Origin of the sequence: Streptomyces cinnabarinus, from assembly GCF_027270315.1 — a bacterium.
GTDB lineage: Bacteria > Actinomycetota > Actinomycetes > Streptomycetales > Streptomycetaceae > Streptomyces > Streptomyces cinnabarinus.
Genome location: NZ_CP114413.1, coordinates 7,302,793 through 7,316,320 on the forward strand (window position 1 = coordinate 7,302,793; position 13,528 = coordinate 7,316,320).

General features: G+C 71.9%; 9 protein-coding genes. 5 read left to right on the forward strand and 4 right to left on the reverse strand.

Annotated elements, in window-relative coordinates; genetic code table 11:
• Positions 1–318 precede the first annotated feature (318 nt).
• Positions 319–894 (forward strand): adenylosuccinate lyase, encoded by a 576-nt coding sequence (locus STRCI_RS33020; protein ID WP_269662620.1) that lies wholly within the window; start codon positions 319–321, stop codon positions 892–894.
• 7 nt (positions 895–901) lie between these two features.
• On the opposite strand, the gene STRCI_RS33025 is transcribed toward STRCI_RS33020, so the two are convergent.
• The 3 genes from STRCI_RS33025 to STRCI_RS33035 all read right to left on the reverse strand — a co-directional run bounded on the left by STRCI_RS33025 (position 902) and on the right by STRCI_RS33035 (position 4,317).
• Positions 902–1,405, reverse strand: a complete 504-nt coding sequence (locus STRCI_RS33025) for a GNAT family N-acetyltransferase (RefSeq protein WP_269664714.1) — start codon at positions 1,403–1,405, stop codon at positions 902–904.
• Between the two features lie 131 nt (positions 1,406–1,536).
• A complete protein-coding gene (locus tag STRCI_RS33030; RefSeq protein ID WP_269662621.1) occupies positions 1,537–3,096 on the reverse strand; it encodes an alpha/beta hydrolase in 1,560 nt (519 codons plus the stop codon).
• Between the two features lie 153 nt (positions 3,097–3,249).
• A complete protein-coding gene (locus STRCI_RS33035) occupies positions 3,250–4,317 on the reverse strand; it encodes an Rv2578c family radical SAM protein (RefSeq protein ID WP_269662622.1) in 1,068 nt (355 codons plus the stop codon).
• Positions 4,318–4,465: 148 nt separating this feature from the next.
• Between STRCI_RS33035 and STRCI_RS33040 the strand changes: the two genes are divergently transcribed.
• From STRCI_RS33040 to STRCI_RS33055, 4 genes are all read left to right on the forward strand, one after another.
• A complete protein-coding gene (locus STRCI_RS33040; RefSeq protein ID WP_269662623.1) occupies positions 4,466–4,909 on the forward strand; it encodes an SRPBCC family protein in 444 nt (147 codons plus the stop codon).
• A 148-nt stretch (positions 4,910–5,057) separates the two neighbouring features.
• Positions 5,058–7,445, forward strand: a complete 2,388-nt coding sequence (locus STRCI_RS33045; protein WP_269662624.1) for an MFS transporter — start codon at positions 5,058–5,060, stop codon at positions 7,443–7,445.
• A gap of 144 nt (positions 7,446–7,589) precedes the next feature.
• Complete coding sequence (locus tag STRCI_RS33050) at positions 7,590–10,061, forward strand: ATP-binding SpoIIE family protein phosphatase (RefSeq protein WP_269664715.1); 2,472 nt, start codon at positions 7,590–7,592, stop codon at positions 10,059–10,061.
• Between the two features lie 144 nt (positions 10,062–10,205).
• Positions 10,206–10,928 carry a class I SAM-dependent methyltransferase gene (locus STRCI_RS33055; protein WP_269662625.1) on the forward strand — a complete coding sequence of 241 codons (723 nt, stop codon included), beginning with the start codon at positions 10,206–10,208 and terminating at the stop codon, positions 10,926–10,928.
• Here the strand turns inward: STRCI_RS33055 and STRCI_RS33060 are convergent.
• The gene (locus STRCI_RS33060; RefSeq protein WP_269662626.1) at positions 10,925–13,477 is read right to left on the reverse strand and encodes an immunoglobulin domain-containing protein; all 2,553 of its coding nucleotides are present in this window, start codon (positions 13,475–13,477) and stop codon (positions 10,925–10,927) included. The two genes, STRCI_RS33055 and STRCI_RS33060, sit on opposite strands and share 4 nt — an antisense overlap.
• Positions 13,478–13,528: the final 51 nt, after the last annotated feature.

Genomic DNA, 13,528 nt, shown 5'->3' on the forward strand with positions numbered 1-13,528 from the left:
GATAGGAATGCGGGATGCGGGTGTGGTCCGGGCTGCAAGCGCACACGCCCGGTGCCGTCGACGCGGACGTGCACACGTCCGGTGAACGGTGATGGCCGACCGGCCCTGTCCCGTGGCCGAGTCGTACTGCGGTACCTGAGGCACCGAACCGACTTCTCCCCTCGGCGGCTGCGTCACCAGGCCACCGCGGGTCCATCGCGAGGGGGTATCTCGCTCGTCTGAGCTTAACCGGCGGGTAACGAGCGCGCCAGTCCTCGTCCTTCACCGGCTTTGTGATGTAGGTCCCGTGCCGGCCCGGCCCCCCATAGGGTCGATGTCATGGACGAAGAGTTGCGATCACTCACGGAGCGTTTACGGCGGGAGTCGGGCGGGGGCGCGGGCTTCGAGCGGCTGCTGGTGGCCGGGGATCTCGACGAGCTGGCCGAAGCGCTGATCGCGCCGGGGCAGTCGCTGTGGGCCCGGGAGCTGGCCGCGTTCCGGCTCGGACTCGCCGGCGATCGGCGTGCGTTCGAGTCCCTCGTCCTGCTGCTGAACCACCGCGACCCGCAGCGCTGCGCGTCCGCGGCCCACGCCCTGGCCCGGCTCGGCGACCCGCGCACCGCCCGGGCGGCGGCCGCCCTCGCCACCAACGAACTCCGCGTCGCCTACGCCCTGCACCCGGTCCGCCTGCTGGTGGAGCTGCGGGCGCCCGAGGCCGTCCCCGCGCTGATCACCACCCTGGAGCGACGGCTGCGCCCCCACGACCCCTACCGCCGGGTGGCGCTCGCCTGCGTGGAGGGCCTCGGCACCCTCGGCGACGCCCGCGCCCGGACCGTACTCAGCGAGGCCCTGGCTCATCCGACGCTGGCGGAGGCGGCGGTGCACGCGCTGGCGCGGATTCCGAAGCAGCGGTGAGATGGCGTCAGGCGGTGCCCAGCCGCCGTGTGTAGCGCACCTCGGGGACGAGGACGCCGTCCACCTCGAAGGGCTCCTCGGCGCCGTCCGGACGGAAACCGGCCCGCTCGTAGAAGCGGCGGGCACCGGTGTTCTCCTTCAGTACCCACAGGAACATCCGCGCGTGCCCGGCGGCCGAGCAGCGCCGTAGGGACTCCTCCAGGAGGGCGTGGCCGATGCCGTCGCCGTAGTGGCCGGGGTCGACATAGATCGCGTACAGCTCGGCGTCCCCGGTCCGGGCCTCGCCCTCGCGGTAGGGGCCGTGGCAGGCCCACCCCGCCGTGCTGCCGTCCCGCTCGGCGATCAGGTTCACCACGGTGTCGGCGAGGTCGGTGAACCGGGCGCGGCGGCGCTCGGCGTCCTCCGCGACGCTGAGCGCGTCGAGATGGCTCTGCGGCATCAGTCCCCGGTAGGCGCTACGCCACCCGCCGATCCGTATCTCGGAGACCCGCTCGCAGTCGCCGTAGACCATGTCCCGCACGCGGATCCCGCTCACGTGTCGATGTCCTCCAAGGTCGCCCCGGGGGGCGGGGGTTCCGGTCAGTTCCGTCATGCGTCCATGGTGGACCATGGGACTGACATCGCCCGCCCCCCGAGGGTGCCTCAGCCGCGGAAGCCCAGCAGGCCGTGCAGGGTCGCGCCGCGCGACGACGGGGACGATGTCGCGGTCGGCGGCTTCGGGTCGGGCAGGGCGTCGCACACCGCGTCGACCTCACCGCCGCTGCGCGGCACCGTGCCGTCGGTCAGGTACTGCGCGAGGTGCTTGTCCAGGCAGGCGTTCCCGCTCAGCGAGATGCCGTGGTTCTGCCCGCCCTGTTCCACCACCAGGCTGGAGCCCTTGAGCATCCGGTGGACCGTCACGGCGCCGTGGTACGGCGTGGCCGCGTCCCCGGTCGCCTGGAGGAGCAGCGTCGGCGGCAGTTCGTGGTTGGCGACGTTCACCGGGTCCAGGGTGTCGGTGGGCCAGAACGCGCAGGGTGCGTTGTACCAGGCGTTGGACCAGGTCATGAACGGCGCCTTCCGGTACACCGCCCAGTTGTCCTGGCGCCACTGCCCCCAGTCACGCGGCCAGTCCGCGTCCCGGCACTGCACGGAGGTGTAGACGCTGTAGCCGTTGTCCCCGGCCGCGTCCACGGCGGCGAAGTCCTCGTACGCCTCCACCAGCGGATCGGTGTTCTTGTCGCCCACGTACGCCGCGAACGCCTCGGCCAGATAAGGCCAGTAGCCGTTGTAGTAGCCGCCCGGCAGGAAGGTGTCCTCCAGCTCGGCGGCGCCCACCTTGCCGCCGGCCGGCTTCTTCGCCAGCGCGGCCCGCATCGCGTACCACTTCTCCTCGATCCTGGCCGGGTCGGTGCCCAGCTTGTAGGTCGCGTGGTGCTTGGCGACCCACGCCATGAAGGCGAGGTGACGGTCGTTGAAGGCGTAGTCCTGAGCGAGGTTGTCCTCGTACCAGACGCCCGTGGGATCGACCACGGAGTCCAGCACCAGCCGGCGCACCCGCTGCGGGAAGAGCTTGGCGTAGACCGCGCCGAGGTAAGTGCCGTACGAGTAACCGAAGTAGTTGATGCGCTTGTTGCCCACGGCCTGCCGGATCGCGTCCATGTCCTGCACGGCGCTGATCGTGTTGATGTACGGCAGCAGATCGGCGTGCTTGTCGCGGCACGCCCTCGCGAAGGACCGCGCACGCTGGAGGTTGGCCCGCTCGATCGCCGGGGTGCTCGGCACCGAGTCCGGGCGCACCGGGTTGAAGTACCCGGGCTTGCAGTCCAGGGCGGGCTTGCTCTTGCCGACCCCGCGCGGGTCGAAGCCGATGACGTCGTACTGCGCCGCCACCTCCTTGGGCAGCGTGTTGGCGACGAATCCGGCCAGGGTCAGACCGCTGCCGCCGGGGCCGCCGGGGTTGACCAGCAGCGGGCCCTGGAACTTCGTCGCGGTGTGCGGCACACGGGAGAGCGCGAGCGTGATCTTCCGCCCGTGCGGATTCGCGTGGTCGAGCGGCACCTTGAGGGAAGCGCACTGGAGCGTCGGATACGTGGTCGTGCCGCAGTTCTTCCAGCTGAGCTTCGGCGCCGAGTGGGGCGCGGAGGCCTCGGCGGGCACGGCCGTGAACGACCCGGCCAAGACGACGGCGGCACCGCACAGCACGGCTGCGCGTTTTCTCATCGAGTCCTCCCAGGACGGAGGGTGTGCGGACCGCGAGGGTCACGGTCCCCGCCGCATAGTCCCGGAAAGCCCGCCCGGAAGAACGTGTTCTGCCAATACTTGACCCAATCGGATCGCGCGATGCGCTCGGATGCTCTCAGATCTCGGATGCTCTCAGATCAGCGAGAGTTGAACCGGCTCGGACATCTGAGACTCGGTCAGCCGCGGCTCGGCCGCCTCCGGTTCACGGATCCGGCGGGGCATGCCCGCGCGCGTGGGGCCGATGCCGTACTCCTCGGCCAGTTCGTGCACCTGACGGGTGATCCGGCGCTGGTACCACTTCGGGGCGTAGGCGCCGTCCGCGTACAAGCGCTGGTAGCGGCGCACCAGATACGGGTGGTGCCGTTCCAGCCAGGCCATGAACCACTCCCGGGCGCCGGGCCGCAGATGCAGCACCAGCGGTGTCACCGAGGTCGCGCCTGCCGCCGCTATCGCCCTTACGGTGGCTCGCAGTTGGGCCGGGCTGTCGCTCAGGAACGGGATCACCGGAGCCATCAGCACCCCGCACCCGATGCCGTGCTCACCGAGGGTGCGCACGACCTCCAGGCGCCGTTCCGGAGCGGGCGTGCCCGGCTCCACGGTGCGCCACAGCTCGGCGTCGGTGAAGCCGACCGAGACGGAGATGCCGACGTCCGTCACCGCGGCCGCCTGCTTCAGCAGCTCCAGGTCGCGCAGGATGAGCGTGCCCTTGGTCAGGATCGAGAAGGGGTTGGCGTGGTCGCGCAGGGCGCCGATGATGCCCGGCATCAGCCGGTAGCGGCCCTCGGCCCGCTGGTAGCAGTCGACGTTCGTGCCCATCGCGATGTGCTCGCCGAGCCAGCGCCGCGAGCCGAGCTGGCGGCGCAGCAGCTCCGGGGCGTTCACCTTGACCACGATCTGGGAGTCGAAGCCGAGCCCGGTGTCGAGGTCCAGATAGCTGTGGGTCTTGCGCGCGAAGCAGTACACACACGCGTGCGAGCAGCCGCGGTAGGGGTTCACCGTCCACTCGAAGGGCATGCGGGAGGCCCCCGGCACCCGGTTGATGATCGAGCGGGCCCGGATCTCGTGGAAGGTGATGCCACGGAACTCGGGGGTGTCGAAGGTACGGGTCGTGACCGCGTCGGCGCCGAACAGCGCGGCGTCGGCCCGGCTGTGTTCGGAGCCGCTGCGGTCCGACTCCAGGGCGAGGTTCTCCCAGCGCATGAGCCCTCCTCGGTAGCACTGGCCACAGAATAGAACACATGTTCCCTTGATCGTGCGACCCCGATTTGGGCGGCCGGGTCACGGGGTGGTTGGCTTGCCCCGGCCCCGAGCGGGCCTGTCCCCGCAATTCACCTCACGGAGGAAGTCAATGGCGCAGGTCGAAGCCGTCACGGAGCGGGTCGTCGCGGCGGACGCGGAGAAGGTGTTCGACGCGCTCGCCGACTACAGCGGCACCCGCGAGAAGGTGCTGACCGAGCACTTCAGCGAGTACGAGGTGCGCGAGGGCGGTGACGGCGAGGGCACCCTCGTCCACTGGAAGCTCCAGGCCACCAGCAAGCGCGTGCGCGACTGCCTCCTGGAGGTCAGCGAGCCCACCGACGGCGAGCTCGTCGAGAAGGACCGCAACTCCTCCATGGTCACCACCTGGCGGGTCACCCCGGCCGGCGAGGGCAGGTCCCGCGTCGTGGTCACCACCACCTGGCAGGGGGCCGGCGGTATCGGCGGCTTCTTCGAGAAGACCTTCGCCCCCAAGGGGCTCGGCCGGATCTACGGCGCCCTGCTGGACCGGCTCGCCGCCGAGGTCGAGAAGTAAGTCCCCGGTGTCCGGGGGGTGTTGAACTCGCTCACCGGATCGAGTGGATCTCCCCGTGCCGCGCCGGATCGGCGTAACTCGTCGCGCTTGCTCGTAGTTGTCGCATTACGCGGGAATTGCGTGGCAGGTGCGACGAGGGGAGCGGTACGTGGGCGGGACGACTCCGGTACAGGACCGACCGGTCGAGGCACCCCCCGAACCGCCCACGACGCCACCGGCGGCCGATACCGAACTCAGCCCGCGCCGGGTCCGGTTGGTCTTCTTCGGGCTGATGCTCGCGCTGCTGCTGGCCGCGCTGGAGCAGATGATCGTCGCCACCGCGCTGCCGAAGATCGTCGGTGAGCTGCACGGCCTGGACCGGATGTCCTGGGCGATCACCGCCTACCTCCTCACCTCCACCATCGGCCTGCCGGTCTACGGCAAGCTGGGCGACCTGCTCGGCCGTAAGGGCGTCTTCCAGTTCGCGATCGTGGTGTTCGTCGCCGGCTCCGCGCTCGCCGGGCGCGCCGAGACCATGGACCAGCTCATCGCCTACCGTGCCGTCCAGGGCGTCGGCGCGGGCGGGCTCATGATCGGGGTGCAGGCGATCATCGCCGACATCGTGCCGGCCCGGCAGCGCGGCCGGTACATGGGACTGATCGGTGCCGCCTTCGGCCTCGCCTCCGTCGCGGGCCCGCTGCTCGGCGGCTACTTCACCGACCACCTCTCCTGGCGCTGGTGCTTCTACTTCAACGTCCCGTTCGGGCTCGTGACGCTCGCCGTCGTCGCCGCGGTGCTGAAGCTGCCGAAGCCGACCGCCAGGCCCCGGCTCGACATCCTCGGCGCGCTGCTGCTCGCCGCCGCCTCCACCTGCCTGGTCCTGCTGACCAGTTGGGGCGGGACCGAGCACGCCTGGGGCTCGCGGGTCGTCCTCGGGCTCGGCGCGGGCGCGGCGGTGGCCACCGTGCTCTTCCTCGTCGCCGAGCGCTCCGCCGCCGAACCCCTCATCCCGCCGAGGCTGTTCAAGGACTCCGTCTTCAACGTCACGTCCCTGGTGGGCCTGGTGATCGGCGTCGCCCTGTTCGGCGCCGCCAGCTATCTGCCGACCTTCCTCCAGATGGTCGACGGGGCGTCAGCCACCGAGTCCGGGCTGCTGATGCTGCCCATGATGGGCGGTATCGTCGGCGCCTCCGTCGTCGCCGGGCAGCTCATCAGCCACACCGGGCGGTACAAGGTCTACCCCGTGCTCGGCAGCGGCCTCTCCGTCGTCGGCATGTGGCTGCTGTCCCGCCTGGACACCGACACGCCCCGGCTGCACTACAGCCTCTGGATGGCCGTGCTCGGCGCCGGGATCGGCATGGTGATGCCGGTCCTGATCCTCGCCGTGCAGAACTCCGTACGCCCCGCCGACCTCGGCACCGCCACCAGCGCCAACAACTACTTCCGGCAGATCGGCGGATCCGTCGGCGCCGCGATCTTCGGCACCCTCTTCGCCGACCGGCTCACCGACGCCCTCGCCGACCGGCTGCCCGCCTCCGCGGGCGGCGGACTGCCCGGCCCCGAGTCCATCACCCCGCAGGCCGTCCACGCGCTGCCCCCGGGCCTGCGCGACGCCTACATCCAGGCCTATGCCGACGCCATGCCGAGGATCTTCCTCTACCTCGTGCCGGTCCTCGTCCTCGGCCTGCTCATCGCCTTCTTCCTCAAGGAGAAACCGCTGGTGTCCCACCCCGCCGTCGAAACCGGGACCGCCGCGCCCGTCAACGCCCCCGTCCCGCAGACGCGTTCGCCGCACACCGCCGGAATCCCCGTCTGCGGCACCGTGCAGCACCCCGACGGAACCGTCGTCCCGCGCGCCGCGCTCACCCTCATCGACGCCGTCGGAGCGCAGCTCGGTCGCGGCGCCAGCGGCGAGGACGGACGGTACGCGCTGGCCACGCCCGGCTCCGGGGCGTACGTCCTGATCGCGGCCGCGGGCGGACACCAGCCGCAGGCCGTCTCGGTGACCGTCGGCGAGCGGCCGGTCGAGCTGGACGTGGTCCTCGGCGGCGCCGGACGGCTCGCGGGCGCGGTGGTCACCGCCGACGGAACTCCCGTACGGGAGGCGACCGTCACCCTCGCCGACGTGCACGGCGAGGTCGTCGCCACCACCCGCAGCGGACGCGAGGGCGGCTATGTCATCACCGAGCTGGTGGCCGGGGAGTACACCCTCGCCGCGAGCGCCCCCGCCTTCCGCCCGGCCGCCCTCCCGGTCACCGTGCAGGCCGCCCGGGAGACCCGGCAGGACATCGAACTCGCCGGGGGAGCCCTCCTGCGCGGCACCGTCCGGGCGAGTGGCGGCCGGTCCGTCGAGGACGCACGGGTGACGCTGCTGGACGTGGCCGGGAACGTCGTCGACACGCTCACCACCGGACCGGACGGGAGGTTCCGCTTCGTCGACCTCTCCTCCGGCGAGTACACGGTGATCGCCGCGGGCTATCCGCCGGTCGCCACCGTGCTCCAGGTGGCCGGTGGTGGACGTACGGAACGGGATCTTCAGCTGGGCCACGAGGACTGAACCGAACGATCGGCGCGCGGGTGTGCGCGCCGGGGCGCGGGCACCGACCAATTCCCCCGTTGCCGCACATCAGCAGGGACAGTCGCCGTACGGTGGTGTCGGCGGCGCAGCTCTTGCCAAGCCGTGGGGAGAGAGGCCTTGGCCATGGACCGTGGCATCGAGAGGGACGCACCTCCCAGCCGCGGAGCTGGGAACGGCGCGACGGAACGCGCCACGAGCGGCCGTGTCCAGCTGGCCGTCGTGGTGGTGGACCGCGAGGGCCTGGTCTCGCACTGGAGCACCGGCGCCCGGCGACTGTTCGGCGCCGCCAGGGAGGAGGCGATCGGCCGGCCCGCCGCCGATCTGCTGCCGGTCTCCGGAGCGCTGCCGGAGGCTGCCGAAGTCACCCCCTACGGCGCCTACACGGCCTACGACGACCTCGGACCCGACCTGGAGTCCTCCCTCGACGGACGGCTCAACTTCCCCGCCGCGGGCCGCGCCCGCCTCACCGTCCCCGGCGACGACCGCTCCGACGTCCTGTGGTGGGCCTACCCCCTGGTCGGCCCCGGGCGGGAGCGGCTGCTGGTGCTCGCCGCCGACGCCGACGGACTGCGGCGCCAGGACCCGGACGGCACCGGACCCGACGGCATGGGCTGTGAGCGGATCGCCCCCGGGTTCGCCCTGCACACCGACTTCCCCGGCGCCGAGGAGCTGGCGGGCCGGCTGCCCGAGATCCTGCCCAGCATGAGCGTGGGCGAGAGCTCCCGCATCGTGGCGCAGATCCTCGAACTGGGCTATCCCGTCCTGGAGTTCAGCCAGAACGACCGGGTGCCCGTCACCCCCGACTGGGGTGTGCCGCGGCGCGCCGAGCGCAGGGCCCGCCGGGAGCGCGCCGCCCGCGCCGCCGTGCTCGGACTGCCCGCGCCCGAGGAGCGCCCCGAGGAGAGCGCGGACCTGGAGTACGCGGCGGTCCGCGAACACCTGGAGTTCCTCAACGAGGTGAGCGGCCGCATCGGCACCTCCCTCGACCTCTCCCGGACCATCGTCGAGGTCAGCAAGGCCGTCGTGCCCCGCTTCACCGATGTCGCGGGCACCTATCTGCGCGAACAGGTCGTCGCGGGCGAGGGGTTCCCCGACGGCGTGCCGGACACCACCACCATGTGGCACCGGGTCGCCCTTGAGCACACCGACGAACCCGGCCGCTGGGACGACGTCGTGCCGGTCGGCGAGGCCATGCCGTTCCCCGCGCACACCCCGTTCTTCCAGTGCATGACCACCGGCGAGCCGGTGCTGGTGCCGCGGATCAGCGAGGAGATGGGCCACGCCATCGCCTCGCAGTTCGAGAAGCGCGACATCCGGCCGCTCATCACCCACCGCTCCATGCTGGTCGTACCGCTCAAGGCCCGCCATGTGGTGCTCGGCTTCATGATCCTGCTGCGCCACCCCGAGCGGCCCGTCTTCAACGACATGGACAGGGTCACCGGCGCCGAACTCGCCGCCCGCGCGGGCCTCGTGCTCGACAACGCCCGGATGTACACCTTCCAGGAGAGCGTCGCCGAGACCCTCCAGGACAGCATGCTGCCGCACATCCCGCCGCGCATGGCGGGCTGCGACATCGCCACCCGCTATCTGCCCGGCACCCTCCTCGGCCGGGTCGGCGGCGACTGGTTCGACTCGGTGAAACTCCCCGGCGCCCGCACCGCCCTCGTGGTCGGCGACGTCATGGGCCACGGCCTCAACTCGGCCGCGATGATGGGCCAGTTGCGAACAGCCGTACAGACCATGGCCGCCCTGGACCTGCCGCCCGCGCAACTCCTGCGCAACCTCGACGACCTCGCCCAGCGCCTCGGCGACACCTACCTCGCCACCTGTCTCTACGCCGTCTACGACCCGATCGCGAGCGAGTTGCACCTCGCCAACGCGGGCCATATCCCGCCGGTGCTGGTGCGTGCCGAGGACGGGCGCAGCGAACTGCTCGACCTGCCGACGGGCGCGCCCATAGGAGTCGGCGGGGTGCCGTTCGAGTCGATGCGGGTACGGGTGGAGCCCGGCGACCGGCTGGTGATGTGCACCGACGGCCTGGTCGAGATGCGCGGCGAGGACATCGGCGTGGGCCTGGCGACCCTGTGCGAGTCCGCCGCCCACCCGGCCGCGTCCATGGACGACGCCTGCGACACCATCATCCGCGCCCTCAACACCCGCGGCGGCCGCAAGGACGACGTCGCGCTGCTGATGGCCCGGCTCAACGGCATCGGGCCCGAGGACGTCACCGAGTGGCGGGTCGCCCGCGATCCCGTCCAGGTCGGCCGGGCCCGCGCCGTGGTCCGCGAGCAACTGCACGACTGGGGTCTGGACCGACTCGCCGACATCGCCGAACTGCTGGCCGGCGAGCTGGTCACCAACGCCCTGCGGCACTCCCAGGGCCGTCCGGTCGAGCTGCGCCTGGTCCGCGGCGACACCCTGCTGTGCGAGGTGGACGACGACGACCACGAGCTGCCGACGCTGCTGAACGCCGGTCCGGCCGATGAGTTCGGCCGTGGGCTGCGCCTGGTGAGCACCCTCGCACGGGAGTGGGGCGCCAGCCGTACGAGTACCGGCAAGACCGTCTGGTTCGAACTGACGCTCCCAAGACGCTGACCGGCCGCGGTGGAGCAGGGCGTACGCGGATCGAATGCGGCGTGAAGGAATGCGCCACGTCCTTGTAGCGGTGCCCCGGGCGCGATAGACCGTACTCGCCCGTCACTTCGTGGCGGTCTGGCGTCGCACCCTGGGGAGTTGGGCATGAGCGTGACGAGTCGGTACCGGGAGGCCTGGGAGAGCTTCTGGCGGGAGGCCCCGGAGGAGCAGGGGGCGGTGTTCTGGGACGCGGAGCCGGTGCTGACCGTCGGTCTTCATCTGGCCCTGTTCGAACCGTACTTGACCGCGCCGACCCTGCCCCTGGTGGACCTGGGCTGCGGCAACGGCACCCAGACCCGGTTCCTCGCCGGCCGCTTCACGCATGTCGTCGGGGCCGATCTGTCCGTCGCGGCGATCGACCACGCCCGGCAGTCGGACCCCGCCGGGCTCGCCACCTACCGGATCCTGGACGCGGGCGAGAAGGACGAGGTGCAGACGCTGCACGCGGAGCTCGGCGACACCAATGTCTACATGCGGGGCGTGCTGCACCAGGCGGAGCCCGACGACCGGCAGGCGCTCGTGGACGGCATCGCCACCCTCGTCGGCACCCAGGGCCGGGCCTTCCTGGTCGAACTCGCCGAAGCCGCCAAGCCGGTCCTGATGGGACTCGCCCAGAGCCCCTCGGGCCCGCCGCCCAAGCTCGCCCCCGTCTTCCGGCACGGCATCGCCCCCGGCGAGGTCGCCGACGACGCGGTCCTGGACTATCTGCGCACGGCCGGGCTCTCCGTGCTGGCGTCGGGCGACATGCCCCTCGCCACCACGGAGTACACCCCGGACGGCGACCGCATCGAACTGCCGTCGAAGTGGGCCGTCGTCGGCCGCGCCTAACCGACGGTACGGCCGCGGCGGTACGCCACCCAGCCGGTCGCCGTCAGCGCCGCCGCCAGCGCGGCCACGGTGCCGACGGCGACGCCGGTGGAGGCCAGGCTGCCTCCTGTGGTGGAGGTGTTGGTGCCGGTGGCTCCGGTGCCTCCCGCGCTGGACGAGGTGCCGCCGGTGCCTCCTCCGGTGCCGCCCGTGCCGCCGTTGTTGCCGGCGCCGTCGTCGGTGTCCACCGGGTCCTGTCCGACGAAGCTCACCGGCACCTTGACGTCCTGGGTGCGGTCGCCGGAGAGGGTGTGGTCGGCGCGGGTCGCCAGGACGCACTTCGCCTTGAAGCAGTCGGTGAAGTCGTCCTTGGCGTCCACCGTCAGCTCCACCTCGAAGGTGCCGCCATCGCTGTACGGCGTCGCCAGGTCCTGGCCGTAGTCCGGCGGGTTGGAGGAGATCCATGCGGAGGAGTGGGACGCGCCGCTCATGTCCACCCCGCCGATGCAGGGCGTCGGCAGCTCACCGGCGCCGTTGTCGACGCACAGGGCGACATAGACGCCCTTGTCGACGTCGTAGCCGGAGCCGGTGACCTTGAGGGTCTGGTCCTCGGTGGCCAGGTGGTTGACCGGGGTGACGGTGAGCTTCTGGCCCTCGGGCCCGGTGACGGTCTTGGAGCCGGAGGGTGTCTCGGGCGACTCGCCGCCGTCTCCGTCTCCGTCACCGCCGCCGTTGTCGCCCCCGTCGTCGGCCGCCTTGACCGTCAGGGTGATCGGCGAAGTGCGGGTGGTGCCGACGGAGTTGGTGAACTCGGCCCGGTACCGGTAGCCGTCCTGCGTCTCCAGCGCGGTGAAGGTGTAGGCGTTCTCGTCCGCGCCCTCGACCGCCGACCAGGTCTGGCCGCCGTCCGGGCTGACCTGCCAGCGCACGGCCGGTTCCGGGGTGCCCTCGGCCGCCGCGACGAAGGTGACCTTGTCGCCGGTGGTGACGGACTGGTCGGTGGGGGACTGGGTCACCTTCGGCGACATGCGCAGGTCGTACTTGACGACCTTGCTCTCCGCCGACTGGGTGACGTACACGGACGTGGCGCCCGGCGCGACCGCGATGCCCGCGTAGGTGCCGGTGCGGACGCTGCCAGGCAGCGCGACCGCGTCGGCCGCGGGCCGGAAGCTCGCGCTGTCGAGGATCTCCAGGGACCCGGTGTTGTCCGTGGCGCCGTCGGAAAGGTCCTCGCGCAGGACGAAGGCGCGCCCGGTGGCCTTGTCGAAGGCCGCCGCCATGGCCCGGTCCTGGCCCGTGAGGGTGGCCAGCGGCTTGCCGTCCTTGTCGAGGACGAGCACCGAACTGCCGCTGCCCACCCAGACGTTGCCGGTCGCGGGGTCCGGCTCGACGAACGTCAGGACATCGGCGGGGAGTTCCGCCGTGGCCGTGACCCGGAAGGTGGCGGTGTCCACGCGGCGCAGCACCGGCTTGCCCTCGGCGGTACCGACGGACCAGGCCGCGTCGCGAGCGGCGTCCACGCCGAGTTCGGAGCCGCCCTCCAGGGCGATCGTCGCTTTCACGGCACCGGTCGCCGGCTCGGTCCGGCGCAGCTCACCGCCCGCCGCGATCAGCACTGTCGAGGTGTCGGAGTCCTGGCCGACGCCGGTGAAGGAGGCCCCGTTGAACCACAGGCCCTGGGCCGTGGCGTCGCCGTCCTTGGCGGTGCCGATGCCTCGCAGCGGGTAGTGGAAGACCACACCGTCGCCGGGCAGCGGGGCGATGATCCGACGGACCACCCGAGGCGCCAGGGTGCCGTTGAGTCCGGGCGCCTGGGCGATGTGGCCGAGGACCTCGCCGTCCCCCGCGTCCAGCGCGTACAGACCCTGCTCGGCCACGTCCGCGGTGTCGGGGATGTTGTCCGAACCGACGTACAGCTTCCCGGAGTCGGGGTGCAGCAGCAGGTCGAGGGGGCGGCCCGCGGTGGTGAACTCGGCCGCCTTCGCATAGCTGACGGTGCCCGGCGGGACGTCCACGCCGTCCCCGCCGCCGTCCCCGTCACCCGGGTCCTGGCCCTCGAAGGCGATCGGGATCCGGACGTCCTGCGAGCGGTCGCCGGCGGCGTTGTGGTCGACGCGGGTGACGACCGAGCAGGCCACCTCGAAGCAGTCGAGGCCACCGTCCTTCGCCTTGACGTTCAGCTCGACGTCGAAGGTGCCGCCCTCGCCCCAGCGTTCGGCGACGGTGCCCGCTCCCTCGTCCGAGGCGTCCCGGGGGATGATCCACCGGGAGGCCCCGCTGCCGCCGCTCTGGTCGGCGCCGCCCAGACAGGGGGTGGGGATGCGGTTGTCGCCGTTGTCCTTGCAGACGGCGACGTAGATGCCCTTGGTCTCGTCGTAGCCGGAGCCGGTGACCCGCAGCGTCTCCCCGTCCGGGTCCAGGCCGGCGGAGGCGGAGACGGAGAGTTTCTGGCCGTCCTTGCCGAGTGCCGTCCTCGGGGTGTCGGCGGCCTGGGCGGTGGATCCGGCGGCGGCTGAGGCGGCCACCAGCGCGGCGGCGCCGACGAACGCCGCCGGGCGTCTGAGATGCATCGGAGTTCCTCACTTGTCGGGTGCGCCGGCACCCCGGGATCGGGCCGGGGC